General features: G+C 58.6%; 22 protein-coding genes and 2 tRNA genes. 11 read left to right on the plus strand and 13 right to left on the minus strand.

Annotated elements, in window-relative coordinates; genetic code table 11:
* The first annotated feature begins 58 nt into the window (after positions 1 to 58).
* Entirely contained in the window at positions 59 to 1,114 is a 1,056-nt protein-coding gene (gene cobT, locus ABLV11_RS08375; RefSeq protein WP_016809884.1) for a nicotinate-nucleotide--dimethylbenzimidazole phosphoribosyltransferase, read from the plus strand.
* 97 nt (positions 1,115 to 1,211) lie between these two features.
* Here cobT and ABLV11_RS08380 read toward each other — a convergent pair.
* Together ABLV11_RS08380 and ABLV11_RS08385 are read right to left on the minus strand one after the other, a co-directional pair.
* A tRNA-Met gene (locus tag ABLV11_RS08380) sits at positions 1,212 to 1,288 on the minus strand.
* 34 nt (positions 1,289 to 1,322) lie between these two features.
* Positions 1,323 to 1,399: transfer RNA gene (locus ABLV11_RS08385), tRNA-Met, on the minus strand.
* A 211-nt stretch (positions 1,400 to 1,610) separates the two neighbouring features.
* On the opposite strand from ABLV11_RS08385, the gene mltA reads away from it, so the two are divergent.
* Both mltA and tcdA read left to right on the plus strand, forming a co-directional pair.
* Positions 1,611 to 2,708 carry a murein transglycosylase A gene (gene mltA, locus ABLV11_RS08390; RefSeq protein ID WP_004105083.1) on the plus strand — a complete coding sequence of 366 codons (1,098 nt, stop codon included), beginning with the start codon at positions 1,611 to 1,613 and terminating at the stop codon, positions 2,706 to 2,708.
* A gap of 165 nt (positions 2,709 to 2,873) precedes the next feature.
* A complete protein-coding gene (tcdA, locus tag ABLV11_RS08395; protein ID WP_004105082.1) occupies positions 2,874 to 3,683 on the plus strand; it encodes a tRNA cyclic N6-threonylcarbamoyladenosine(37) synthase TcdA in 810 nt (269 codons plus the stop codon).
* A 140-nt stretch (positions 3,684 to 3,823) separates the two neighbouring features.
* Here the strand turns inward: tcdA and csdE are convergent, their stop codons facing one another.
* A complete protein-coding gene (csdE, locus tag ABLV11_RS08400) occupies positions 3,824 to 4,261 on the minus strand; it encodes a cysteine desulfurase sulfur acceptor subunit CsdE (RefSeq protein ID WP_126489495.1) in 438 nt (145 codons plus the stop codon).
* The gene (gene csdA, locus ABLV11_RS08405; protein WP_016809881.1) at positions 4,261 to 5,466 is read right to left on the minus strand and encodes a cysteine desulfurase CsdA; all 1,206 of its coding nucleotides are present in this window, start codon (positions 5,464 to 5,466) and stop codon (positions 4,261 to 4,263) included. The genes csdE and csdA overlap by 1 nt, the downstream gene beginning before the upstream one ends.
* Positions 5,467 to 5,664: 198 nt before the next feature.
* Here csdA and ABLV11_RS08410 point away from each other — a divergent pair, with 198 nt between their 5' ends.
* The 4 genes from ABLV11_RS08410 to rlmM all read left to right on the plus strand — a co-directional run bounded on the left by ABLV11_RS08410 (position 5,665) and on the right by rlmM (position 8,668).
* Complete coding sequence (locus ABLV11_RS08410) at positions 5,665 to 5,889, plus strand: YgdI/YgdR family lipoprotein (protein ID WP_024274638.1); 225 nt, start codon at positions 5,665 to 5,667, stop codon at positions 5,887 to 5,889.
* Positions 5,890 to 6,242: 353 nt separating this feature from the next.
* The gene (gene gcvA, locus ABLV11_RS08415) at positions 6,243 to 7,160 is read left to right on the plus strand and encodes a glycine cleavage system transcriptional regulator GcvA (protein WP_004114967.1); all 918 of its coding nucleotides are present in this window, start codon (positions 6,243 to 6,245) and stop codon (positions 7,158 to 7,160) included.
* 19 nt (positions 7,161 to 7,179) lie between these two features.
* Positions 7,180 to 7,575, plus strand: coding sequence for a DUF423 domain-containing protein (locus tag ABLV11_RS08420; RefSeq protein WP_004105073.1), 396 nt, complete (start codon positions 7,180 to 7,182; stop codon positions 7,573 to 7,575).
* Positions 7,568 to 8,668, plus strand: a complete 1,101-nt coding sequence (gene rlmM, locus ABLV11_RS08425) for a 23S rRNA (cytidine(2498)-2'-O)-methyltransferase RlmM (protein ID WP_348855278.1) — start codon at positions 7,568 to 7,570, stop codon at positions 8,666 to 8,668. The genes ABLV11_RS08420 and rlmM overlap by 8 nt, the downstream gene beginning before the upstream one ends.
* Before the next feature lie 208 nt (positions 8,669 to 8,876).
* On the opposite strand, the gene fucR is transcribed toward rlmM, so the two are convergent.
* The 5 genes from fucR to fucP all read right to left on the minus strand — a co-directional run bounded on the left by fucR (position 8,877) and on the right by fucP (position 14,708).
* Positions 8,877 to 9,587 carry an L-fucose operon activator gene (gene fucR / locus ABLV11_RS08430; protein WP_004105071.1) on the minus strand — a complete coding sequence of 237 codons (711 nt, stop codon included), beginning with the start codon at positions 9,585 to 9,587 and terminating at the stop codon, positions 8,877 to 8,879.
* Between the two features lie 57 nt (positions 9,588 to 9,644).
* Positions 9,645 to 10,067 carry an L-fucose mutarotase gene (gene fucU, locus ABLV11_RS08435; RefSeq protein WP_049593578.1) on the minus strand — a complete coding sequence of 141 codons (423 nt, stop codon included), beginning with the start codon at positions 10,065 to 10,067 and terminating at the stop codon, positions 9,645 to 9,647.
* 1 nt (position 10,068) lies between these two features.
* Positions 10,069 to 11,487 carry an L-fuculokinase gene (gene fucK / locus ABLV11_RS08440; protein ID WP_348855279.1) on the minus strand — a complete coding sequence of 473 codons (1,419 nt, stop codon included), beginning with the start codon at positions 11,485 to 11,487 and terminating at the stop codon, positions 10,069 to 10,071.
* A 103-nt stretch (positions 11,488 to 11,590) separates the two neighbouring features.
* Entirely contained in the window at positions 11,591 to 13,366 is a 1,776-nt protein-coding gene (gene fucI / locus ABLV11_RS08445) for an L-fucose isomerase (protein WP_023321544.1), read from the minus strand.
* A gap of 31 nt (positions 13,367 to 13,397) precedes the next feature.
* Positions 13,398 to 14,708, minus strand: coding sequence for an L-fucose:H+ symporter permease (gene fucP, locus ABLV11_RS08450; protein WP_224330697.1), 1,311 nt, complete (start codon positions 14,706 to 14,708; stop codon positions 13,398 to 13,400).
* A 559-nt stretch (positions 14,709 to 15,267) separates the two neighbouring features.
* Here fucP and fucA point away from each other — a divergent pair.
* Positions 15,268 to 15,915 carry an L-fuculose-phosphate aldolase gene (gene fucA / locus ABLV11_RS08455; protein WP_004114950.1) on the plus strand — a complete coding sequence of 216 codons (648 nt, stop codon included), beginning with the start codon at positions 15,268 to 15,270 and terminating at the stop codon, positions 15,913 to 15,915.
* Between the two features lie 495 nt (positions 15,916 to 16,410).
* On the opposite strand, the gene xni is transcribed toward fucA, so the two are convergent.
* Both xni and ABLV11_RS08465 read right to left on the minus strand, forming a co-directional pair.
* On the minus strand, positions 16,411 to 17,166 hold the full coding sequence (gene xni, locus ABLV11_RS08460; protein WP_126489493.1) for a flap endonuclease Xni: 756 nt from the start codon (positions 17,164 to 17,166) through the stop codon (positions 16,411 to 16,413).
* A gap of 244 nt (positions 17,167 to 17,410) precedes the next feature.
* Complete coding sequence (locus ABLV11_RS08465; protein ID WP_348855280.1) at positions 17,411 to 19,354, minus strand: sigma-54-dependent Fis family transcriptional regulator; 1,944 nt, start codon at positions 19,352 to 19,354, stop codon at positions 17,411 to 17,413.
* 271 nt (positions 19,355 to 19,625) lie between these two features.
* On the opposite strand from ABLV11_RS08465, the gene ssuD reads away from it, so the two are divergent.
* From ssuD to ABLV11_RS08480, 3 genes are all read left to right on the plus strand, one after another.
* Positions 19,626 to 20,798 carry an FMNH2-dependent alkanesulfonate monooxygenase gene (ssuD, locus tag ABLV11_RS08470; protein WP_004105057.1) on the plus strand — a complete coding sequence of 391 codons (1,173 nt, stop codon included), beginning with the start codon at positions 19,626 to 19,628 and terminating at the stop codon, positions 20,796 to 20,798.
* Positions 20,799 to 20,839: 41 nt separating this feature from the next.
* On the plus strand, positions 20,840 to 22,237 hold the full coding sequence (locus ABLV11_RS08475; protein ID WP_126489492.1) for an FAD/NAD(P)-binding protein: 1,398 nt from the start codon (positions 20,840 to 20,842) through the stop codon (positions 22,235 to 22,237).
* 75 nt (positions 22,238 to 22,312) lie between these two features.
* Positions 22,313 to 23,719, plus strand: a complete 1,407-nt coding sequence (locus ABLV11_RS08480; protein WP_023321541.1) for an LLM class flavin-dependent oxidoreductase — start codon at positions 22,313 to 22,315, stop codon at positions 23,717 to 23,719.
* A 164-nt stretch (positions 23,720 to 23,883) separates the two neighbouring features.
* Here the strand turns inward: ABLV11_RS08480 and ABLV11_RS08485 are convergent, their stop codons facing one another.
* Both ABLV11_RS08485 and ABLV11_RS08490 read right to left on the minus strand, forming a co-directional pair.
* Positions 23,884 to 24,825, minus strand: a complete 942-nt coding sequence (locus ABLV11_RS08485) for a sulfonate ABC transporter substrate-binding protein (protein ID WP_142478687.1) — start codon at positions 24,823 to 24,825, stop codon at positions 23,884 to 23,886.
* 146 nt (positions 24,826 to 24,971) lie between these two features.
* On the minus strand, positions 24,972 to 26,339 hold the full coding sequence (locus ABLV11_RS08490) for an L-serine ammonia-lyase (RefSeq protein WP_348855281.1): 1,368 nt from the start codon (positions 26,337 to 26,339) through the stop codon (positions 24,972 to 24,974).
* Positions 26,340 to 26,380 lie beyond the last annotated feature (41 nt).

The raw sequence follows: 26,380 nt of genomic DNA on the forward strand, positions 1-26,380 counted from the left end.
CGGGCGTTATTCTTCCTGCTGGCTCTGCGATGAGTCAGCCAACAAGACGAGAACCTCTATGCAAAGCTTAACCTCTCTACTGGGCGCGATCCCTGCGCCTGATGAAAACGCGATGGCGCGCGCCCGGCTTCATATTGATGGTCTGCTGAAACCGCCCGGAAGCCTTGGACGCCTTGAAGATCTTGCCGTGCAGCTGGCGGGTATGCCCGGTCTTGAAGGTGTGCCGCAGGTGAAAAAAAAGGCGCTGCTGGTGATGTGCGCCGACCACGGCGTGTGGGACGAAGGGGTCGCCATTTCGCCAAAAGCGGTGACCGCGATTCAGGCGGCGAATATGACGCTGGGCAAAACCGGCGTTTGCGTACTGGCGGCGCAGGCGGGCGCGAAGATGCACGTGATTGATGTTGGAATCGATGCCGAGCTGATACCGGGCGTCATCAACATGCGCGTGGCGCGCGGCTGCGGCAATATCGCCGTTGGTCCGGCAATGCGCCGCAGCCAGGCGGAAGAGCTGCTGCTGGAGGTGATGCGCTATACCCGGGGGCTGGCGGAGGATGGCGTCACGCTGTTTGGCGTCGGGGAGCTCGGAATGGCCAATACCACCCCGGCGGCGGCAATCGTCAGCGTCCTGACCGGCAGCGATGCCCAGGAGGTGGTGGGAATTGGCGCTAATCTGCCGTTGGCGAAGGTTGGCAATAAAGTTGAGGTGGTACGACGGGCCATCGCCGTTAACCGCCCCGATCCGCATGATGGTCTGGACGTGCTGGCGAAAGTGGGCGGTTTTGATTTATTGGGGATGACGGGTGTGATGCTGGGCGCGGCCTCCTGCGGTCTGCCGGTGGTGCTCGATGGCTTCCTCTCCTACGCAGCGGCGCTGGCGGCGTGCCGAATTGCGCCGCAGGTGAAACCCTATCTTATCCCGTCGCACTATTCGGCGGAGAAGGGCGCGCGTACGGCGCTGATGCACCTTGAACTGGAGCCCTATCTGAATATGGGAATGCGTTTGGGCGAAGGCAGCGGCGCGGCGCTGGCGATGCCGATCGTTGAAGCGGCCTGCGCGATGTATCACGAAATGGGGATGCTGGCGGCGAGCAATATTGTGTTGCCGAAGGGCTGAGAAGGTGAGGGAGCGGCGCTTAGCCGTTCCCTGAATCAGGTATAAGATTTTGCGAATCGCAGAAACAAAAAAACACCCTTGAGGGTGTTTATGATGTTGGTTGCGGGGGCCGGATTTGAACCGACGACCTTCGGGTTATGAGCCCGACGAGCTACCAGGCTGCTCCACCCCGCGTCACCGTACTGCTTGTACTTCATCAAATTTTAATTGGTTGCGGGGGCCAGATTTGAACTGACGACCTTCGGGTTATGAGCCCGACGAGCTACCAGGCTGCTCCACCCCGCGTCCGTGGAAGCGCACTATACTCCGCTAACGTTTTGATGCAACCCTTTTTGGCAGAAATCATCAATTTTGTAAAAAATGGTGCATATAGAATCACTTCCAGCCTATTTTTTGCGCAAAATTGCCTTTGCGGTACCTAAGCGCATTTCATTAGCCCTGGGGGTTTGTTATCTTCATCACGCACCCGGGCTTAGCAGCATAAAGAAGAGATACCATGAAAGGACGTTGGGCAAAATATGCAGTAACAGGCGCAATGCTGGCAATGCTGGCCGCCTGTTCCTCAAAACCGACCGATCGCGGTCAGCAGTATAATGAAGGTAAACTCACCCAGCCGTTTTCATTGGTTAACCAACCTGATGCGGTAGGTTCGCCGATCAACGCCGGCGATTTCTCCGAGCAGGTGAGACAGATTCGTAGCGCCTCTCCGCGCCTCTATACCAGCCAGAGCAACGTCTACAATGCGGTTCAGGAGTGGCTGCGTTCCGGCGGCGATACCCGTACGCTGAGCCAGTTTGGTATCGACGCCTGGCAGATGCAGGGAACGGATAACTACGGTAACGTCCAGTTTACCGGCTACTACACGCCCGTGGTTCAGGCACGCCATACTCGCCAGGGCGAGTTCCAGTATCCGATTTACCGGATGCCGCCGAAGCGCGGCAAGCTGCCGTCTCGCGCCAGCATCTACGCCGGGGCTCTGAGCGACAACTACATCCTGGCCTACAGCAACTCGCTGATGGATAACTTCATCATGGACGTGCAGGGCAGCGGCTACATTGATTTTGGCGACGGCTCGCCGCTGAACTTCTTTAGCTATGCCGGGAAAAACGGCTGGCCCTATTACAGCATCGGTAAAGTGCTGATCGACCGCGGGGAAGTAAAGCGCGAAGATATGTCGATGCAGGCAATTCGCGAATGGGGCGAAAAGCACAGCGAGGCGGAAGTCCGCGAGCTGCTGGAGCAGAACCCGTCGTTCGTCTTCTTTAAACCGCAGTCCTTCGCGCCGGTGAAAGGCGCCAGCGCGGTGCCGCTGATCGGTCGCGCGTCGGTGGCCTCCGACCGTTCCATTGTTCCTGCAGGCACCACGCTGCTGGCGGAGGTGCCGCTGCTGGATAATAACGGTAAGTTTAACGGCCAGTACGAGCTGCGTTTAATGGTGGCACTTGATGTTGGCGGGGCGATTAAAGGCCAGCACTTCGATATTTACCAGGGCATTGGCCCGGATGCCGGGCACCGTGCCGGCTGGTATAACCACTATGGCCGCGTATGGGTGCTGAAAAACGCCCCGGGCGCAGGCAACGTCTTTAGCGGCTAGTGCTCACATTTTCCCCGGTCGCGCTGCGCTTACCGGGGCTACGGTCGCCTGAATAAGCCATTGACGACGTAATCCGGGAATATTTCCCGGAACGATGGCTGATTTTGTTGCCCGGGTAAGGCCCTTGCCTCGCGACCCGGGAATGTCCACTTATTTTGAGGTTATATGTCTGTTGTAATTAGCGATGCCTGGCGCCAGCGCTTTGGCGGCACGGCGCGTTTATATGGTGAAAAGGCGCTGCAATGTTTTGCCGACGCGCACGTCTGCGTGGTCGGCATCGGCGGCGTAGGCTCATGGGCGGCGGAAGCGCTGGCGAGAACCGGAATTGGCGCGATTACCCTCATCGATATGGATGATGTCTGCGTGACCAACACCAATCGCCAGATCCACGCCCTTGGCGGCAACGTAGGTCTGGCGAAAGCCGAGGTGATGGCGGAACGCATTCGCCTGATTAACCCCGAGTGCCGGGTGACGGTGGTGGACGATTTTATCACTCCGGAAAACGTCGCCGAGTATCTGGGCGTTGGCTTTAGCTATGTGATCGATGCCATCGACAGCGTGCGCCCGAAAGCGGCGTTAATCGCTTACTGTCGTCGCCATAAGGTGCCGCTGGTCACCACCGGCGGCGCGGGCGGACAAATCGATCCGACGCAAATTCAGGTCGCCGATCTGGCGAAAACCATCCAGGATCCGCTGGCGGCAAAGCTGCGTGAGCGTTTGAAGAGCCAGTTTGGGGTGGTGAAGAACAGCAAAGGTAAGCTCGGCGTGGATTGCGTGTTTTCCACCGAAGCGCTGGTTTATCCGCAGGCGGACGGCAGCGTTTGTGCGATGAAAAGCACCGCTGAGGGGCCGAAGCGAATGGATTGCGCATCCGGGTTTGGCGCCGCGACGATGGTAACCGCAACCTTTGGCTTTGTCGCCGTCTCCCATGCGCTGAAGAAAATGCTGGCGAAGGCGGAGCGGCAGACGGCGTAAATTCCCGGGTCGCGGCGCAGGCGCCTTACCCGGTCTACAAGACAATTCCCCGGAGGCGGTGCTGCGCACCTGGCCGGGCGACAAAACGGCACGAACCCGTAGCCCGGCAAGGCGCGTCAAGCGCCGCCCCCGGGATGAGCTTAAACCTCAACCTCGCGGGCGGCGGCGAGCACCGCCTCACTCAGAGCGTTGAGCCCCTGGCTGCGCGAGGCGCTCAGCTGGCCGCGCAGCCCCAGCGCATCAAATAGCGCCAGCGGATCCTGCGCCAGCAGATCAGCGGCGCTTTTGCCTTCAATGGCGGTCAACAGCACCGCCAGCATGCCGCGTACGATACGGCCTTCGCTATCGCCGAAGAAATGCAGCTTACCGTCGACGTCAATGAAGTGTCCCAGCCAGACGCGGTTTTCACAACCGGCAATCTCTTTGGCCCGCGCTTTGAGGTCGTCCGGCAGCGCAGGGAGCTGCTTACCCAGTAAAATTAGCTGGCGGTATTTATCCTCCCACTGGCTGAGCGGGGTAAACGTCTGGAGAAGGGTCGCTTTGGTGATGCGGGTACCAAAAGGGTGAGAAGTCGTCATTAATCCACCAGTATTTCCAGAGCGCGGTCCACGGCGTGCACCAGCGCGTAAACATCGTCCTGCGTGTTATAAGGCGCGAATGAGGCCCGCAGGGTACCGCTGACGCCAAGCGCCGCCAGCAGCGGCTGAGCGCAGTGCTGACCGGCGCGCAGCGCAATCCCCGATTCCGCCAGCAGCGTCACCATATCGCTATGGTGAACGCCGTCAAAATCAAACGCCAGCAGGCTGGCGTCCTGGCAGCGGAACGAACGGAATCCCGGACGTTTCGCCAGCTCCTCTTCCGCCAGCGTCGCCAGCCCACGGCTCCAGTTTTCCGCCTGTGCGATATCCGTCTCGTCCAGCCACTCCAGCGCTGCGCTCAGGCCAATCACCCCGGCGATATTGGGCGTTCCCGCTTCGAAACGCCAGGGCGCGGGCTGGGTTTTAAAGCCGTCGAAAGTGACTTCGGCGATCATTTTACCGCCGCCGAGCCACGGCGACATTTTCGCCAGCCGTTCGCTTTTGCCATACAGCGCGCCGATGCCGGTCGGCCCGTAGAGCTTATGGCCCGAAAAAGCATAAAAGTCGATATCCAGCGTCTGAACGTCCGCCGGGAAATGCACCGCCCCCTGCGCGCCGTCGACCATTACCACCATCCCGGCATCGTGGGCCAGGCGAATCGCCTGCGCCAAATCCGGACAACCGCCGGTGACGTTGGACATCTGGCCAATCGCCAGCACCCGGCTGCGCGGCGTGATGAGCGCGCCAAGCGCGGCCACGTCCGGCAGGCGATCGGGAGCGATCGGTAGCTTCACTATCCTCGCGCCGGTTTGCTCTGCAACCATTAACCACGGCACCAGATTGGCATGATGTTCCGCTTCGCTGACGATAATCTCATCGCCGGGCTTCAGGCGCGGGCGCACGTAGCATTGCGCCACCATGTTAATGGCTTCAGTGGTGCCGCGCGTCCAGACGATATCCTGGCCGGAAGGGGCGTTGAGCAGCGCCGCCACGCGTTCGCGCGCGTTTTCATAGCGGTCGGTTAGCTGCCGGGCGGCAGCAAACTGGCTACGGTGGACGTTACCGCCGCTGAGGCGATAGAACTGGTCGCTGGCCTCAATGACCGCCAGCGGCTTGAGCGCCGTCGCTGCGCTATCAAGATAGACGCCAGCGTCGGTCAGCGCCGGAAACTGAGCGCGAAATTGGGCGGGGTTGAATGCGTTCATGAGACTCCTCGTATCGATACCAGGATCGTCGCGCAAATCAGCGGGTGATACAAGTTTTCTGCTAACTACTGGAATTTTCTGAATATGAATTCGCCGGCGTGAAAGATGGTTATGCTAAATAGTGTTGGGTTTGTGTTTTAACCTGGTACAGAACGAATCATAAACAGTATAAATAGTCGTAAGGAGAGAAAGATGAAAATGAATAAGACTGCCGCCATTATTTCTGCCTGTGTGCTGACCTTTGGCCTGAGCGCCTGTTCCTCTAACTACGTGATGCACACTAACGATGGGCGCACCATCGTCACCGACGGTAAACCGCAAACGGACAATGATACTGGCATGATTTCGTACAAAGATGCCTGGGGTAACAAGCAGCAGATTAACCGTTCTGACGTCAAACAGCTGGGCGAGCTGGATAACTGATTCAGGTATAGCAGGCAAAAAAAAGCACCGCGCAGTGCGGTGCTACATTAAATCACTATGGACAGACAGGGTAAATGTACAGGAAGTGAAAAGGGGTAGCTTCGCTACCATGGTCCGCAAACCCGGACCAATTGCAAACACAACAACACAACATCACAACCGTAAGCCAAAAGCTTGTTGGAACACGCATTCCAAAAAAAGCTCTTCGTTCCGGCTCAGGAAGTGCCGCCACTATAGGTATTTGCTGGTAGAAGCTCAACGGACAAATTATAATAGCTCAGATAAAAAAAACTAATAGGTTAACTGTTGTTTCCTATTTGTTAAATTGCCTTAACATCTAAGCCAGAATAACTATGTCCAAGCGTTTGCCACCTCTGAATGCATTACGTGTTTTTGATGCAGCCGCCCGCCACCTTAGCTTCACTCGCGCCGCCGATGAGCTTTTTGTGACGCAGGCCGCAGTCAGCCACCAAATCAAGTCCCTGGAGGATTTCCTCGGCCTCAAGCTGTTCCGTCGACGCAATCGTTCTCTTCTTTTAACGGAGGAGGGGCAGAGCTATTTTCAGGATATCAAAGAGATTTTTTCGCAGCTCACCGAAGCGACCCGCAAGCTTCAGGCCCGAAGCGCAAAAGGGGCCTTAACCGTCAGTATGCTCCCCAGTTTTGCCATCCAGTGGCTGGTGCCGAGGCTGACAAGCTTTAATTCAGCTTATCCGGGAATTGATGTCAGAATCCAGGCGGTGGACCGCCAGGAAGATAAGCTGGCCGACGATGTCGACGTGGCGATTTTTTATGGCCGCGGCAACTGGCCGGGGCTGCGCGTGGAAAAACTGTACGCCGAATATCTGCTTCCGGTATGTTCCCCGCTCTTACTTACCGGCGATAAAGCGTTGAAAACGCCTGCCGATCTGGCGCAACATACCCTGCTGCACGACGCTTCCCGCCGCGACTGGCAAACTTATACCCGTCAGCTGGGTCTAAACCATATCAATGTTCAACAGGGACCTATTTTTAGCCACAGCGCAATGGTGCTGCAGGCGGCAATCCATGGACAGGGGGTCGCGCTGGCCAACAATGTGATGGCGCAGTCCGAGATTGAGGCAGGCCGACTGGTCTGCCCGTTTAATGATGTTCTGGTCAGTAAGAATGCGTTTTATCTCGTTTGTCATGACAGTCAGGCAGAACTGGGTAAAATAGCCGCCTTCCGCCAGTGGATTCTGGCAAAAGCGGCTAATGAACAAGAAAAATTTCGCTTTCGTTATGAACAATAAATCATCGTAGGGTAAACACATGACCAGCCGTTTTATGCTGATATTCGCCGCGATAAGCGGTTTTATCTTTGTGGCTTTGGGCGCGTTTGGCGCGCACGTTTTAAGTAAAACGATGGGCGTTGCGGAAATGGGCTGGATCCACACCGGCCTGCAGTATCAGGCTTTCCATACGCTGGCTATTTTTGGCCTGGCGGTGGCGATGCAGCGCCGCATCAGCATCTGGTTTTACTGGAGCAGCGTCTTTATGGCGCTTGGTACCGTTCTTTTTAGCGGCAGCCTCTACTGCCTGGCGCTATCGCATTTACGCCTGTGGGCGTTCGTTACGCCGGTAGGGGGCGTCTGCTTCCTCGCCGGTTGGGTATTAATGTTAATTGGTGCAATTCGTCTGAAACGTAAGGGCGTTGTTCATGAATAAAGTTGTCCTCTATTGTCGCCCTGGGTTTGAGAAAGAGTGCGCAGCAGAAATTACCGATAAGGCCTCGCGCCTTGAAGTATTTGGTTTTGCCCGGGTCAAAGATGACTCCGGCTATGTGATTTTTGAGTGCTATCAGGCTGAAGATGGCGAAAAGCTGGTGCGCGAACTGCCGTTCAGCTCGCTGGTATTTGCCCGCCAGATGTTTGTGGTCGGCGAACTGCTGCGCGATCTGCCGCCGGAAGACCGGATTTCCCCAATCGTCGGTATGCTGCAGGGCGTTGTGGAAAAGGGCGGCGAGCTGCGCGTAGAGGTCGCCGATACCAACGAAAGCAAAGAGCTGATGAAGTTCTGCCGCAAGTTTACGGTACCGCTGCGCGCTGCGCTGCGCGAAGCGGGCGTGCTGACCAGCTATGAAACGACAAAACGTCCGGTGGTGCACGTTTTCTTTATCGCGCCGGGCTGCTGCTACACCGGCTATTCGTTGTCTAACAACAACTCACCGTTCTATATGGGCATTCCGCGCCTCAAGTTTCCGGCCGATGCGCCGAGCCGCTCGACTCTCAAGCTGGAAGAGGCGTTTCACGTCTTTATTCCGGCGGATGAGTGGGACGAGCGCCTGGCGAACGGTATGTACGCCGTGGATCTCGGCGCCTGCCCCGGCGGCTGGACCTATCAGCTGGTGAAACGCAATATGTGGGTCTCCTCGGTGGATAACGGCCCGATGGCGCAAAGCCTGATGGATACCGGCCAGGTGACCTGGCTGCGCGAAGATGGCTTCAAGTACCGCCCAACGCGCAACAACATCTCGTGGATGGTGTGCGATATGGTGGAGAAGCCGGCGAAAGTGGTTGCGCTGATGGCGCAGTGGCTGGTGAACGGCTGGTGCCGTGAAACCATCTTTAACCTTAAGCTGCCGATGAAAAAGCGCTATGAAGAGCTGTCGCGCAACCTGGCCTATATCCAGGAGCAGCTGGATGAGCACGGCATCAACGCGCAAATCCAGGCGCGCCAGCTGTATCACGATCGCGAAGAGGTGACGGTTCACGTTCGTCGCCTGTGGGCTGCCGTCGGCGGTCGCCGCGACGAACGCTAGTTTAGCCGCTTTTGTAGGCCGGATAAGGCACTAAGAGCCTATCCCATTAGGGCTATTTTGTTTGCCATTTTGAACCTGGGCAGTGCTCAGAATCCTCACGTACTACGTGTACGCTCCGGTTCTTCCGCGCTGTCCGTGTTCAAACTGACTGCACCAATAACGCCTATTGGGATAGGCTCTAAGCCGCTATCCGGCGCTGCAATAGCCGTTACGACTGCGACACGTCCGAAACAATATGCGTCACATCATCCAGATGGCCAATTCGGGCCTCCCCTGAACGATTAAACTTGCTCTTATCAATCAGCAAAAGCGATTGCGAGGCGCGCTTAAGCAGCAGCGATTTGAACTCGGCGTTGACCGTATTTGAATCCCAGAGCGCGCCGCCGCTGTCGATACCTTCGCAGGAAAAAATGAACAGATCGATCTCCAGCGATTTGAGCTGGGAGATAAGCGATGAACTCACGTAACAGCCGTATTTACGCTGAAGCGTCCCCCCGGAGCAGGTGAGCTGAATGTTCTCTCGCTTGCTCAGCTCCTGGCATATCGGCTGACTGTTGGTAAAAACGTGAAGGTTGAGATCAGGTAGCTGGCGAGCCAGGTACCAGCAGGTGGAACTGGCATCGAGGGCGATAACCATCCCTTCGTCTATCCAGGCCAGCGCCTCGCGGGCGATATCCGCTTTGTGCGCATAGTGGCTTTTTAAACGAATATGAAAAGGGTCGCCGCTGTCCTGGCTTTGCCGGTGAATGACTTTTGCCCGACCGTGGTTACGCAGTACTTTTCCCTGGGACTGAAGCTCGCTGAGATCGCGGCGGATGGTTTCTCTGCTGACGTTAAGCTGTAGCGATAAGGCTTCGGTGGTCAGACTATTATGGTTTATGAGCAGGTCTAGTATCGCTTGCTGTCGTGCCGCTTTCATTTTTCTCACCCTGGCGTTCGCTGAGCGCCCGCACCAGACGGGCGCTGCGGCATGAGATTACGGCGTTACTCCTTTTTTTAAAAGAATATTCCCGTACTTAGCGCGCTCACCTGTGATAACGATCGCAAAGGCTTTTTGCGCCCGCTCGTAGAAAGCAAAGCGGTCAATGCGGGCGATCTCAGGGCAGGGCGCGGCGGCGGAAAGCGCCTCGCGATAGCGCGTTTCGACCTGCGGGTCGAGGGTGTCGCCTTCCACGGCGGCCATCATCACCAACGGCGGAGCGTAGCTGTCTAACTCAAACAGCGGAATAATCGCCTGCAGCAGGTCGTTTACCCGCAGACCGTCGGCGCGAATGACCTGTGGACCCATGCTGTGCGCCGGGAAGTGGGCATCGGAAAAGACGATCTCATCTCCGTGCCCCATTTCCGCCAGGACTTTCAGTAGCTCCGGCGATATTAACGGGGAAATCGTTTTTAGCATCTCATACTCCCTCAATCAGTTCGGGTTCGGTTTGCGGGTAAAAATAGCGATACTGATAGCTCACCTGCGCTCTGGCCTGTTCAGGGCTGTGGAATTCACCGACGCCGTACCAGCCAAACATGGCGGCGCCAGCCACGGTGGTTTCGGCGTCATCCAGTACTTTGACAGGCATATCGAGCGTATTGGCTTTGATCTGATTCCACAGCGCGTTGCGGCTGCCGCCGCCGACCAGCAGCAGTTCGCTGGCGTTAAAATGGCCGATTTTTTGTAGCGTTTGCAGGTTACGCGCCAGCTGTTCGGCTAATCCTTCCAGCGCGGCGCGATAGAAATGGCCGCGAGTGGTATTCAGCGTGACGCCCTGCCAGCCCGCATTCCGGCAGGAGAGCAGATCGCACTGCATCCTTACCCCCTCAGAACCGACGGGAATGACGCGCGCTTCTTCAATCAGCGTGCGCCACGGCGTTTCTGGCGTCCACAGCAGCTGGCGTACCCACTCCAGCACGCCTGAAGCCAGCCACTGCATACCGGGGTTATAGCATCCCGGCTGGCTATCCAGTTCGCAGGTCGATCCCGCATAGTGGCTGAGCAGCGGCGTATTCACCTGAACGCTGCGCACCATCAAAATTTCCCACGTACCGGAAGAGAGCACCGGTTCATCCTGCTCCGCGCCGGCGCCAAACAGCGCGAACTGGGTATCGTGCCCGGCGGAGATAACCGGGATCCCGGCGGGTAATCCCAGCATCTTCGCGGCATCGTTTTGCAGGGTACCAATCTGCTGGCCCGCCTCCACCAGCCGGGGAAACAGGCGGCGCGGCAATCCCGTCGCCTGCAGAATCTGCGCGCTGAAATCTCGCTGGTGGATATCCAGCATCTGGCTGGTACCCGCCATGGTGATATCGGTCGTGAATTCCCCGGTCAGGCGCTGGTTGATCAGCGAGGAGATGAATAGCCAGGCATGGGCCTGCTCCAGCAGCTGCGGGTGGTTTTCTTGCAGCCATATCAGCTTATAGAGGGTGTTAAAACCAAATGCGCCGACGCCGGCGATCTGCTGGAGCTGCTGCGCGGGCATAAAGCGGCCGATATTGTCCATCACCGCTGCGGTTCGCGGGCATTTCCAACTGATGACCGGATAGAGCAGCTTGCCCTGTTCATCCACCAGCGCGCCGTCCACGCCGAAGGTGGTGACCGTGATGCCGCGAACCGTGCAGGATGAGAGCGCATCGCCAATCTGCCGACAGCACTCGGCGAAGCGTTGCAGGATGGCCTCCAGCGACCACTGGTGCCATGCGCTGTTCTCCATGGCGATATCGCTGGCGTTAGCCGTTGCGGCGCGGGCGATAATATTCCCCTGGCGATCAACGGCAATCGCCCTGACGTTGGTGGCGCCGCAGTCGAGAACCAGGATGACTTCATTCTTCATAATCTCTCCCGAGACATTGCCGGATGGCGGCGTAAACGCCTCATCCAGCCTACGGAGACGTTATCATCCGTAGGCCGAATAAGCGCAGCGCCATCAGGCATTTTTAACGTTTGTACAGCGGGCCGTAGTTCTGGCAGGCGCGGTAATCCTGGCCTTCGCTATCCATCCCGTGCGCAGCCCAGCTGGACGGGCGGTAAATTTTCGCCTCTTCTACGTTATGCATGCATACCGGGATCCGCAGCATAGACGCCAGAGTGATAAAGTCGGCGCCAACGTGGCCGATGGTCAGCACGCCGTGGTTAGCGCCCCAGTTCGCCATCACCGAGTAGACGTCGGAGAACGGGCCCTTACCGGTCAGGCGCGGCGCAAACCAGGTGGTGGGCCAGGTGGAGTTGGTGCGGGCATCCAGCCGATCGTGCATCTCTTTCGGTAGTTCCACGCTCCAGCCTTCGGCGATTTGCAGAACCGGGCCAAGGCCTTTAATGATATTCACGCGAGTCATGGTAAAGGGCACGCCGCCTTCGGTCAGAAAGCGGGAGGAGAAGCCGCCGCCGCGGAAATATTCATGAATCGCCGGGCACCATTCGGTGGCGGCGAGGCAGGCGTCGGCCTCCTGCTGGCTGATTTCCCAGTGCGGCTTCATGGTTGGCTTGCCATCCGCATCGCGCTGTTTGCAGGCGCCGTCCAGCGCCGCCGATCCGGAGTTGATCAGATGGATAATGCCGTGTTCCGCCAGCCCGGTGAGCGGCTGGCCGGTGACGCGTTCTACCGCTTCCGGCGACCAGTAGGTACGCACGTCGGCAAACACCTGGGCGGTACCGGTCAGCTGATGGCCCATCAGCATCGCCACGCCGTTGAGGCTGTCGTTTTCCGTGGCGACAACGAAGGGTTCGCGTACGCCATTCCAGTCGAACGAGCTGTTAAGCAGCGCTTCGGCGGTGTCGCCGTTAGGGTATTGATCGGTCCAGTGACGCTGGCCCTGGAAGCCTGCGGCAATGGCGTTGTAGCCAAGCGACTCTTCGACCAGTCCTTTTTCCGCCAGCTTCTTGTTGCCCTGCATCATGTCGCGAATGCACATCGCCATCAGCAGGCTCTCTTTGAGTACCGCGCGGCTCTGCTCGGCATTACGTTTATACTGCTGCGCGTTCTGGTCTTCGCCGTAGCGGAAGGTTTTATCCGCCCACGCCAGCGCCATTTCCAGCTCGCTTTCATCATAGATTTTCTGATCGATACGGCGGCGCAGTTCGGTCATATCCACCGCCTGGACCTTCATACCGAGCCAGGACTCGAAGAAGTTGTGATCGACGATAGAACCGGCGATTCCCATCGATACGCCGCCGACGGAAAGATAGCTTTTGCCCTTCATGCTGGCGACCGCTAAACCGGCGCGGGCAAAGCGCAGCAGTTTTTCTTCAACATCAGACGGAATGGAGGTGTCGTCGGCGTCCTGTACGTCGTGGCCGTATATGGAGAACGCCGGGATGCCCTTCTGGCTGTGAGCTGCCAGCGCTGCCGCAAGGTAAACCGCGCCTGGTCGCTCGGTGCCGTTAAAGCCCCAGATAGCTTTTGGCCGCATCGGGTCCATATCGATAGTTTCGCTGCCGTAGCACCAGCAGGGGGTGACGGTGATGGTGACGCCGACGTTCTGGCTGCTGAATTTCTCTTCGCAGGCGGCGGATTCTGCCATCCCTGCAATGCAGCTATCGGCGATGACGCACTCGATCTGCGCGCCGCAGGCGTGGCGCAGCTTTTCCGTAATCAGCGCAGCGGTAGCCTTCGCCATATTCATGGTTTGCTCTTCCAGCGACTCGCGTACCCCCATGCGGCGTCCATCGATCACCGGGCGAATGCCAATTTTCGGTAAACTGATTTTTTTCATTCCAGATCCCTCACGTTATGCGGATAAATGTTTAGTTAGCTGCCGTTTGCGAACGGAAACGGGCAAAGATGAAGATGACGGCAAAGCACAGCGCCGGTACCAGCTCGGCGGTAGGGATGTTGCCGGCGGCGTCGCTGACAAAGCCCATAACCGGAGTGACGATGCCGCCACCAATAATGGTCATGACGATAAACGAGGAGCCGTATTTGGTGTCCTGCCCCAGATTCTTGATGCCCAGCGAGAAGATGGTCGGATACTGAATCGACATAAAGGCGCTGCACAGCGTCAAGGCCAGCAGGCCCACATGGCCGCCGCTGAAAGCGGAGATCAGGCACAGGAGCATGGCGAGCAGGGCATAGGCCGCCAGCACTTTATGCGGCGCGAAGCGGCTGATGAGCCAGGTGCCGGAGAAACGGCCGATAAAGAAGCACACCATAGTGCCGGTCAAATAGTTGGCGGCGAAACCGGGCGTCATGCCGGGGATCTCTTCGATGGCGTAGCGAATCAGATAGCTCCAGCAGGCGGTTTGTGCGCCGACGTAGCAAAACTGCGCCAGCACCGCCCAGCGCCAGTGGCGAACGCGCACCAGGCGGGCAAGAGAAGCGGAGAAGGAACTCTGGTTGGCATCACTGTGGTCGTCGCTCTGCAGGGCCGGAAATTTGGTCAACATAATCAACAGAGCGACCAGTAAGACAACCGCGACGATGATCATATAGGGGGTTTGCACCGAGAGCACCAGGCTGTGCTTATAAGCGCTAAGCTGCTCCGGATCCATTTTATCGAGTACATCCTGCGATTGATGCGGCACGTTAGACAAAATAAGGCTTTGCCCAAAGACCACCGCAATAATGGCGCCAAAAGAGTTAAAGGTCTGCGCCAGATTAAGCCGGAAGTGGCCGCCGCTTTCTGGCCCTAACACGGTAACAAAAGGGTTTGCTGCAGTTTCTAAACAGCCTAACCCCGCCGCAATAATAAACAGGCCGATCAGGAATAAGGTATAATTCATGACCTCGGCGGCGGGCCAGAATAGCGCGGCGCCAAAAGCGTATAAGAATAGCCCGGTAATAATGCCGGCTTTGTAACTGAGTTTTTTCATCAAGATCCCGGCCGGGATCGGAATAACAAAATAGCCAAAATAAAAAGCGGATTGAATCAAACCAGCCTGGAAGTTAGTTAAGGTAAAGGCTTGTTGAAATTGTGGTAATAAAATATCGTTAAGATTATTAGCGACCGCCCAAAGAAAAAATAGCGAGCACAGCAGGGCAAAGGGAATAATGTAGCGCTTGCTTTGCCCTGTCTCGACCGCATGAAAACTCTGCGTTTGTATCGTTGTGTTTCCCATAGCATCCTCATTGGTTCAGAAGCGTATTCAGCAGCCGGCTTTGCCCACCAGACCGCAAAAATCAGGTGAGTTCCTGTGACGAGAACGATGATGAAATAAACATCGCGGAATGAACTCATGAATTCATTTTCAAATAAAAAATGCCTTTTAATATGATGGCGGTCACACTAAGCATGCGGTGAGTGATTTTATGTGATTATCATCACTTTAATAATCAGGAAAACATGACTGTTTGAGAAAGATAATTCTAAAACCCACAGAACGAATGCCCGATTTAATTTATAATGTGGAAAACGGTCAGTTGTTAACATTATCGGTAAAATGACCGTTTTTAAATCTATTGATGATAACGGGCATTTTTTCACAACGTAAAAATGAGCAAACGGTTTTTTTAAGCTGAAATAAGTGAGGGGTATCACAGAACCAGTGGATGTAAATTCCTTTCTGATTATTCGGGATGATGATGGTGAGCAATTATTTGAGTTATTCAACAGCGTCGGCGCGCCATGCCCGGCGAGCGGTCTGTTGTCGTATTGCGCATTATTAAGAGAGGTAAAGAATGGAACGTAATAGACTGGCCCGGCAGATTATTGATACCTGCCTGGAGATGACCCGCCTGGGGTTAAATCAGGGGACGGCAGGCAACGTAAGCGTGCGGTACCAGGGGGGGATGCTGATCACACCAACCGGTATACCTTATGAAAAGCTGACGGAAGCGCACATTGTTTATATCGATGCTGAAGGTCAGCATGAACAGGGCAAACTGCCGTCCAGCGAGTGGCGTTTTCATATGGCGGCTTATCAGACGCGTCCTGATGCTCATGCGGTGGTGCATAATCATGCGGTTCACTGCACGGCGGTATCGATCCTCAATCGTCCCATTCCCGCCATTCACTATATGATTGCGGCGGCCGGCGGTAACTCCATTCCTTGCGCACCCTATGCCACTTTTGGTACTCGTGAGCTGTCTGAACACGTGGCCGTGGCGTTGAAAAATCGCAAAGCGACCCTGCTGCAGCACCATGGCCTGATCGCTTGTGAAGAGAATCTGGAAAAGGCCCTGTGGCTGGCGCATGAAGTTGAGGTACTGGCGCAGCTCTATCTCAGCACCCTGGCCATCATCGATCCGGTGCCGGTGCTTGATGATGAGGCTATCGCCATCGTGCTGGAGAAATTCAAAACCTACGGATTGCGTATCGAAGAGTGATCTCGTACGCGAACGTTTCTGCCGGCTGCGGTGTACAGATTCACCGCCGTCTGCGGGCCGGTAGTCCCCACGGTTTACCGCCGTCTGCGGTTGGGTAACCCCCACCATTCACCGCCGTCTGCGGTTGGGTAGCCCGGACAGATGCGCAGCATCGCCTCCGGGAAATTCAGCCACGGTGCACTTTGGTCCCGGGGGCGGTGCTGGACGCGCCTTGCCCGGGCTACAGGTACTCCGCCGTCTGCGGGCCGGTAGTCCCCACGGTTCACCGCCGTCTGCGGTTGGGTGGCCCGGACAGATGCGCAGCATCGCCTCCGGGAAATTCAGCCACGCTGCGCTCTGCTCCCGGGGGCGGCGCTTGACGCGCCTTGCCCGGGCTACAGGTACTCTGCCGTCTGCGGGCCGGTAGTCCCCACGGTTCACCGCCGTCTGCGGTTGGGTAGCCCGGACAGATGCGCAGCATCGCCTCCGGGAAGCTGGACGCTCCGTAGCCTGATGCTATCGTGCCAGCCGCAGCTGCTGCAGGTTGCCATCCAGCTGTAAATCGGTTTGCAGGCGCGCGATTTCCCGGCAGGTGAAGGCCATCTCTTTGTGTTCTTCCAGCTTTTTACGCCACTTCTCCGGCACGTCCGCCAGCCGGGCGTAGATCCCTTCCAGATCCTGAAAATCGGTTAATAACTGGGCTGCGCTTTTGGGCCCAATGCCCGCCACGCCGGGAACCCTGGAGCTGCTGATGCCCGCCAGCCCCCAGTAGTCGGGTAGCTGATCCGGCGTCACGCCGAACTCTTTGGCGATAAACGGCGCGTCGAGCCAGCGCTTCTGGAAATAGTCGCGGATGCGGATCGTCGGCGACAGCAGCTGGCAGTAGCCTTTGTCGGTTGAAACGATGGTCGCCTGGTGCCCGGCCTGCGCCACCTTAACCGCCAGAGTCGCGGCAAGATCGTCGGCTTCGCTGCCGCTGAGCGCCCAGCAACGAAACCCGCGCTGCTCAAATGCCGCCCGCAGCGCCGGCATTTCCGCCTCGAGGGTTTCCGGCATCGGCGCGCGCCCGGCTTTATAATCGGGCAGGCGCTGGTGCCGCCAGCCGTGGCCGCGATCTTCGTCATCAAATACCGCCACCACGTGGGTCGGCTGGCTGTGGAGCACCAGCTGCTCGAGGGCATGTAAGCAGGTATCGACGCAGGGTGAACCCTGCACCGCGTGGATGCGGCGAATCAGATTAAGTGCGTCGACGATGAGTAAATGAACGGCCACGATTCTCCCCTTAAAACCTGGCCCATCAGGCTATTTTATTTGCTGGTTTGACGCCGGACAGTGCGCAAAAGCCTCACGTACTACCTCTACGCTCCGGCTTCTGCACGCTCTTCGGGCCAAACTGTCTGCAACGATGATGCCTGGTGGGTTAGGTTCCTGTTCTCAATGCTTTTTAGGGTAACATCGCCGCGCCGATGAGGCTATTGGCGCCTGTAAAATCAGGAAGATGACTCGCAGTTTCCGGCTAATCGACGTGCATCAGCAGGCCGAGATCGCTATTGGTGGCTTCGCCGTACCATACGGCTTCGCGCACTGAAACCGGTTTGTTGATAAGGCCCAGCGCGTAAAACCGATCGGCGATACTTTGCTGGGCGCGAATCACTTTAAGGTCCATTGTGCGCGGGCGATGGCTGCGGCGCGCCAGGGCTCGGGTCAGAGAAGCGGCGTTAAGACCCAGCTCGGCGGAGAGCAGCTCCGCGGCTTCTTCCCGATGCTGGTCGATAAACTGCCCGGTCTGCGCCAGCTCGGCGAATAGCCGCTGCATAATATCGCTATTGCGGCTGGCGTAGTCGCGGCGCGACAGATAGAACTGATGGTTGTTGACGCGCCCCTCGCCGCTGGCTACTACCCGTAATTCGCCGCTATCTTCCGCGTCGCTAAGCAGCGGATCCCACATCATCCAGGCGTCTACCGCCAGGTAGTCGCTGGCGGTCAGCGGATATTTCGGCGGAATATAGACCACTTTAACGTCGTTTAATCCCAGCCCAGCCTCTTCCAGAATATGCAGCAGCAGCCAGTGCACGTTCGAACCTTTATTCAGCGCGATACGCTTGCCGCGCAGGTCGGCAATGGTGCGAATGTCGCTGTGCTGTGGGACGACCATGGCCACGCTTTGCGGCGCGGGCGGTTCCCAGGCGAAGTAGACCAGCTCGCTATTATTGGCCTGAGCGAAAACCGGCGGCGCTTCGCCGGTGGTGCCAAAGTCGATTTCATCGCAGGCCAGCGCGTGCAGGAGCTGCGGCCCGGCGGGAAACTCGCTCCACAGCACGCTGACGCCGCGGCTGGCAAAGGCTTTCTCCAGACTTTGCCGCGCCTTCAGAATGCCAAGATTGCCAAAACGCTGGAAGCCGATGCGCAGTTCCCGATCGCGAGAAACGTTATTGACCGCCGCTCCGAAGAGGGGTTCCTGGCGGCGGCGGCTTTTAATGATGCCAAAATTGGCCAGCTGCGTGCGCAGCGTGTGGCGGCTAATGCCGAGCAGCGCTGCGGCCTGGCTTTGGTTATCGTCGCATTGCGCCATCGCGCCGCGAATCAACGCCCCGGTGACCCTTTCCCACAGCGGCTCGCCCGGCAGGGAGAGTTGATGACGAATAAAGTCGTCCAGTTCGTTATCGCTTACCGCCGGTGAGGCGTCGCTTAGGGTGGTTAACCGGAGCTGAGCGGGGGCGATCTCCTCTTCTTTACTCAGCAATACCGCATTATGCAGAGTGTTCTCAAGTTCGCGAATATTGCCCGGCCAGGGGTACTCCATCAGCCTTGCCAGCGTCTCCGGGGCCAGACGACGAACCGGCCGACCCAGGCGGCGGGCGTAGAGCGTAAGGAAATGGTCCGCCAGAACGGGAATATCCTGGCGGCGCTGGCGCAGCGGCGGCAGCGGGACGATGGCGATATTCAGGCGATAGTAGAGGTCTTCGCGGAAACGACGCTCGCGGATAGCCTGCATCAGGTCTACGTGGGTGGCGGCGATCACCCGGACATCGACCTTAATCGCTTTACGCGAGCCGACGCGGGTAATTTCGCGTTCCTGCAGGACGCGCAAGAGCTTCACCTGGAGCGCCAGGCTAAGTTCGCCGATTTCATCCAGCAGCAGCGTGCCGCCGTCTGCCGCTTCGAACCAGCCGGGATGGCTTTGCACCGCGCCGGTAAACGCGCCTTTTTCATGGCCGAACAGCTCCGCTTCCGCCAGGCTTTCGCTGAGCGCGCCGCAGTTAACGGCGAGAAACGGCCGCTGACGACGCGGACTATGATGATGCAGGTAACGGGCGACAACCTCTTTACCAGTACCGGTTTCGCCGACGATCAGCACGGTCGCTTCGGTGGGGGCCAGTTTATCCAGCAGGCTCTGAAAGGCTTTTGACGCCGGATCGATGAGCGCGGGCGTGGCGGCTGGGGTTTGCGGATTCAGCATGGGTGACCTCCGGTATGTGATGTCCTGAACTTATCCTTTGCCGGGGACGGAAACCAGAGGGCAAACCTGTCGTGCTGCTGCAAAGGCGGCAGCCTGAACGCATTGGCTGCTGCATTTGCGACAGCGTTATAAAACTAACTTTTATTTAACTCCATGATTTAAATATGTAAATTTTTTATTCACCATTGGCATGATTATCGCTAACACTCATATAACCAAATTAAAACATCTCTTCGATAAATATCGGATATGGTTATATAGGAAATGGATAATGACGCAAAAAACCGACGATAAAATCAATGTGTTCTGGTTTCTGCCTACCCACGGCGATGGCCGCTATCTGGGTACCGCAGAAGGCGGCCGCCCGGTTGACCTGCCTTACCTGCAGCAGGTGGCGCTGGCGGCCGACAGTCTCGGCTACTACGGGGTGCTGATCCCGACGGGGAAAAGCTGTGAAGACTCATGGCTGGTGGCATCGGCCCTGGCGCCGCTGACCCGCCGCCTGCGCTATCTGGTGGCCGTTCGTCCTGGCCTGCAGCCGCCAACGCTGGCGGCGAGAATGGCGGCGACGCTCGATCGCCTGTCGGGCGGCCGGCTGCTGATTAACGTCGTTACCGGTGGCGATCCGGTGGAGAACAAAGGCGACGGCATTTTCCTCAGCCACGGCGAACGCTATCAGGTGACCCGCGAATTTCTCGACGTCTACTCGCGCCTGCTGCAAGGTGAAAAGGTGGACTATCGCGGTGAGCATATCCACGTGGAAGGCGCTGAAGTGCTGTTTCCACCGGTGCAGGAAAACGGCCCGCCGCTCTACTTTGGCGGATCGTCCGAGGAAGCCATCGACGTCGCCGCCGATCAAATTGATACCTACCTGACCTGGGGCGAGCCGCCGGCGCTGGTGGCCGAAAAGCTGGCTGTGGTGCGCGAGCGCGCCGCCGCCCGGGGCCGTACGCTGCAGTACGGGATTCGTTTGCACGTGATTGTTCGCGAAACCGAAGAAGAGGCGTGGGCCGCCGCCGATCGGCTGATTTCTCATCTTGACGACGAGACTATCGCCCAGGCGCAGAAAATTTTTGCCCGTATGGACTCTACCGGCCAGGCGCGAATGAGTTCGCTGCATAAAGGATCGCGCGACAATCTGCGTATTGCCCCGAATCTGTGGGCGGGCGTGGGGCTGGTGCGCGGCGGGGCCGGAACGGCGCTGGTTGGCAATCCGCAGCAGGTAGCAGAACGCATCCGTGAATATCAGGCACTCGGTATCACCAACTTTATCTTCTCCGGCTATCCGCATCTGGAAGAGGCCCATCGCTTTGCCGACCTGGTCATGCCGTTATTGCCGCTGGCAGGCCATGAGCAGCCGAAGGCGCGTAGCGTCAATACCGGCCCGTTCGGCGAAACTATCGGCGGCGATAAACGTCCGGTGAAACAGGTGAGCGCAAGCTGAGGGGGACCGTATGTTGCACAGGTTTCTGAAGGCGGTGGGCTATGCAAACTGAACCGCACGTGGTGATTGTCGGCGGCGGATTTAGCGGCGCGGCGGTGGCGATTCATCTCCTGCGCCTGGCGCCGGTTGGCGTGCGGGTGACGCTGCTGGAGCCGCGAGAGGTGCCCGGCGCGGGCGTGGCCTACTCCACGACCGAACCGAGTCACAGAATCAACGTTCCCGCCGCGCGAATGCAGCTTGCCGGTGAAGAGGAGGGCGCGTTCGATCGCTGGTACCGCAGCCAGCCTGCTTTTGCAGAAGATCCGCAGGCGCTGCTGGAGGATGGCGCGGTTTATCCGCAGCGCGGTCAGTTTGGCCGCTACGTCGCCCAGCGTTTCGCCGAGGAGGCGCGCGCCAGCGCAGGGCGGCTGACGCATCTGCGCGAGCAGGCGCTGAGCATTCATCATGGCGAGGTCGTTACCGACAGCGGTCGGCGGCTATCGGCCAATCTACTGGTGCTGGCCATTAGCCATCCGCCCCCCTCTCTGCCGACGCTGACGATGCCGTTTGCGACTCATCCGGCGCTCATTGCTAATCCCTGGCGAGCGGGCGTGCTGGAAGCTATCGCACCGGAAGCGAGCGTCGCGATCGTGGGCACCGGCCTGACGATGGCGGATACCGTTGCCACCCTGACGCGGCTGGGTCATCGGGGGCCGATAACCGCATTTTCACGCCGCGGGCTGCTGTCCCGCAGCAACCTGAGCGGCAGCGGTGACCCCTGGCCTGGCGAATACGATCGCGGATCGCTGCGCCAGCGGCTGCGGCAGATCCGCGAGGATATCGCTCGCGCGGAGCAGCAGGGGCTGGCCTGGCAGGTGGTGATGGACGCGGTACGTAATCAGGGACAACGCATCTGGCAGGGGCTGACGGTCGCCGATCGCCAGCGCTTCTTGCGTCATTTGCGCAGCTACTGGGACGTTCACCGCTACCGTATCGCTCCGCAGGTCGCCGGGGTTATTGAGCAGCGCCAGCGCGACGGCAGCCTGCGGGTGCTGGCGGCCCGGCTGACGGCGCTGGAAGGCGATGCGCAAAGGCTGACGTTAACCCTGGCGCTCCGGTACGGTGAAGCACAGCGGGTGAGCGCTGACCACGTTATTTTAACCACCGGCCCGGCGCACGGGGCGCTGACCGATAGCCAGCCGCTGCTGCGCCAGCTAAGCCAGGATGGGCTGATTCGCGCCGACGCGTTCGGCCTCGGCCTGGACGTCGATCTTCGCTCGCGGGCCATTGGCCGGGAAGGGCGAGCTAATCCCAAACTACTGGTTTCTGGCCCTGCCGCGCGGGCCCGCTTCGGAGAGCTGATGGGGCTACCGCAGGTGGCTGACCATGCCGCTGACGTGGCCGCCGAAGCGCTGCAGACTCTGGGCGTCAAACAATCCGTCCGATGTCCGGCGTTCTGAACGCCTTTTATCCCCTGATTCCCTTAACTGATTATGCGCGCGGCCCGACAGCGGGGCGCGCCGTGGAGAAGCGCTATGTCATCACAACGTGAAATTCGTCTGAACGCTTTTGATATGAACTGCGTCGGCCATCAGTCGCCGGGGCTGTGGGCCCATCCGCGCGACCGCTCCTGGCAGTATAAAGATCTCGAGTATTGGGTCGACCTGGCGCGTCTGCTGGAGCGCGGCAAGTTTGACGGGCTATTTATCGCCGATGTGCTGGGCGTTTATGATGTGCTGAACGGCAACGGCGATGCGGCGATCCGCCAGGCGGCGCAGGTGCCGGTCAACGATCCGCTGGCGCTGATTACGCCGATGGCGCTGGTGACGGAGCATCTGGGATTCGGCCTGACCGCTTCGCTCTCCTTTGAGCATCCCTATCCGTTCGCCCGCCGTCTTTCGACCCTCGACCATCTGACGAAGGGGCGGGTGGGCTGGAATATCGTGACCTCCTATCTGGAGAGCGGGGCGCGGAACATTGGGCAAAAAGCGCAGACCGACCATGACGCCCGCTACGACTACGCCGATGAATACCTGGAGGTGGTCTATAAACTGCTGGAAGGCAGCTGGGAAGACGGCGCGGTGCTGCGCGACAGGGAGCGCAGGATCTTCAGCGATCCGCGAAAAATTCATCCGATCAACCATCAGGGGAACTTCTTCTCGGTACCGGGGATCCACCTTTGTGAGCCGTCGCCGCAGCGTACGCCGGTGCTCTATCAGGCGGGCGCCTCCAGCCGCGGCAAGCAGTTCGCCGCCGGCCACGCGGAGTGCGTATTTGTCGGCGCGCCGTCGAAGGTACTGCTGAAAAAGACGGTGGCGGATATTCGCCGTCGCGCCGAGGAAGCCGGGCGCGATCCGCGCAGCATCCTGATCTTCAATATGCAGACGGTCATCGTCGGCGAAACCGACCGTGAAGCCCAGGCTAAATGGCAGGAGTATAAACCGTACGTCAGCTACGAAGGGGCGCTGGCGCTGCTCTCCGGCTGGACCGGTATCGACCTTGGCCAGTATCAGCCGGACCAGGTGCTGGAGTATCTGCATACCAATGCGATTCAGTCGATGGTGGAGGCGTTTTCCACTGCCGATCCGAACAGCCAGTGGACCGTGCAGAAGCTGGCGGACTGGGCGGGGATTGGCGGCTTCGGGCCGCTGGTGGTCGGCAGTCCACAGACGGTCGCCGATGAGCTGCAGTCCTGGGTCGAAGAGACCGACGTCGATGGGTTTAATCTCGCCTATGCGGTGACCCACGAAACCTTCCGCGACGTGGTGGATTTACTGGTCCCGGAGCTGCAAAAGCGCGGCGTGTTTAAGCAGGAGTATCGCGAAGGAACCCTGCGCGAGAAGCTGTTCGGCGCCGGCCCGCGGCTGGCTGCACCGCATCCGGGCGCAGGCTATCGCCACGGCGCGCGGGTGGCGGTCGGGAGCGAAGAGAAGGTGAGTTAATTTTGCTGGTCCCCCTCTCCCCGAAGGGCGGGGGCCTGAACTGTGGGGCGGTAGGTTTTTCCCGGAGGCGGCGCTTGACGCGCCTGTCCGGGCTACGGGTCCACCGATGTCTGCGGATCGATAGCCCGGGTAAGGCGCTGGCGCCGGACCCGGGAAGGGAAAGCTTACTGCTTATCCAGTGACCAGGTCGCGCTGCGGACGTCCACCTTCACCGGTAGCAGACCGATGCGGGTGAAAGTGTCCGCCAGCGCCTGCTGCTCGTTATAGACCGCAGGCGTCATCCGCTCGGCGCCATAGGGCAGGCGCGCCAGCGTCTTCAGCCAGATAGCCTTATCCAGCCCGGTAGAGGCCGAGAGGATCCCGGCGGCATCGTCCTGATGGCTGTTGGCCCATTCGCTCAGTTTACCCAGTTCATCGACCACCTGCTTCGCGGTTTCAGGATAAGTGTCGGCAAATTTGCGGCTGGCCAGGTAGAAGGTATAGTGCGGTACCAGCCCTTCGGCATTGCGGATCTGTCGGGCTTTGGCGTTTGTTTCCACCTCGGCGAGGAACGGATCCCAGATAACCCATGCGTCAATCGCGCCGCGCTGGAAGGCGGCGCGGGCGTCGGCAGGCGGCAAATAGACCGGAGTGATATCTTTATAGCTTAATCCGGCTTTCTCCAGCGCAGCTACCAGCAGGTAGTTTACGTCGGAGCCTTTGTTGAGCCCCACGCGCTTGCCCTTAAGGTCAGCCACGCTCTTAATCGCCGAGTTTTCCGCCACTACGATGGCCTCGGTTTTTGGATTCGCCGGCGAGTGGGCTAAGTAGACCAGATCTGCCTTCGCCGCCTGGGCAAAGGCCGGCGGCGCATCGCCGGTTGCGGCGAGGTCGATGCTGCCGACGTTCAGCCCTTCCAGCATTTGCGGCCCGGCGGGGAATTCAATCCAGCGCACGGCGATGCCCTGCTTTTTAAACGTTTCATCGAGGGTGCCGCGATATTTCAGCAGCGCGAAGATATTGGCTTTCTGATAGCCGATATTGACGGTTTCCGGCGTTTTCGCCAGCGCGGAAGCGGATACGCCAGCCAGCATGAGCAGCAGCGCCGGACGAGACAGTCTGAGCATGATTTGTTCTCCTTGAGCGGTTTACAGTAAGGTAACAAATCGTCTTTATAACTAATAAATAACTAAATTATCATTTATATAACATAAATGAAGGGGGAGGGCAGGGGAAGGAAACCCGGCATGCCGCAGCATACCGGGAGGGGGCGTTAATCGCAGGCGACAATCTTCATGGCCAGGCCGCCGCGTGAGGTTTCACGATATTTGGCATTCATATCTTTGCCCGTTTCGTACATGGTCTCGATGACTTTATCGAGGCACACCCGCGGCTCGCTGGTGCGGCGCAGCGCCATGCGCGCGGCGTTGACCGCTTTAACTGCAGCGATAGCGTTACGCTCGATGCACGGCACCTGTACCTGACCGGCGACCGGGTCGCAGGTCAGACCGAGGTTGTGCTCCATACCGATTTCGGCGGCGATGCACACCTGGCCCGGGCTGCCGCCCAGCAGTTCCGCCAGTCCGGCCGCCGCCATCGAACAGGCAACGCCGACTTCGCCCTGGCAGCCCACTTCGGCGCCGGAAATCGAGGCGTTCATCTTATAAAGTGAGCCAATGGCGCTGGCGACCAGCATATAGCGTGCCAGCGAGTTGGCGTTCACTTTGCGGATAAATTTGTCGCAGTAGGCCAGTACCGCGGGCACGATGCCGCAGGCGCCGTTGGTTGGTGCGGTCACGACGCGTCCGCCGGCGGCGTTCTCTTCGTTAACCGCCAGGGCGAACATATTAATCCAGTCAACAACCGCCATCGGGTCGCTGCTGGTGTTGTCCTGGCTTACCAGCATCCGGCGCAGCGCGGCGGCGCGGCGGGGAACCCGCAGCTTGCCCGGCAGAACGCCCTCGGTGGTGATGCCGCGTTCAATGCCGCTGCTCATCACTTCCCAGACGGCGGCAAAGTGCTGTTCCAGCGCTTCTTTACTGTGCAGCGCCAGCTCGTTTTGCATCATCAGACCGGAAAGCGACAGCCCGCTTTCACGGCAGTGGCGCTGGAGGTCGGCGGCGTTTTTATACGGAAAAGGTACGGCGACCGGCGCTTCGCGGGTGACGCCGAAATGCGCTTCGTCGACGATAAACCCGCCGCCGATGGAGTAGTACGTCTGGCTGTAGAGAACCTGGTCGCCGGCGAGGGCGGTAATTCGCATGCCGTTCTCATGCAGCGACAGATTGTCGGCATGGAAATTCATGCACTGATCGACCGGGAACGCCACTTCCTGCTGGCCGTTTGCCAGCATCAGGCGGCCATGGGTGTTGACGTCCTGGATAAAACTGGGGATAGCGTCAATGTCGACGGTATCCGGCAGGTTGCCCGCCAGGCCCATAATAATCGCGATGTCGGTATGGTGGCCTTTACCGGTCAGGGAAAGGGAGCCGTAGACATCGACGATGACTTTGGTCACCTCGGAGAGCAGCCCGCGCTCAATAAGATCGTCCGTGAATTGTTTGCCCGCTTTCATCGGTCCAACGGTGTGGGAGCTGGAAGGGCCAATGCCGATTTTAAAAATATCGAATACGCTGATCATGATGCATCCAGTGCTGTCGGGGAGCGCCGCCGTCAGGCGGC

Origin of the sequence: Klebsiella sp. GW_Kp181 (assembly GCF_040062315.1) — a bacterium.
GTDB lineage: Bacteria > Pseudomonadota > Gammaproteobacteria > Enterobacterales > Enterobacteriaceae > Klebsiella > Klebsiella oxytoca.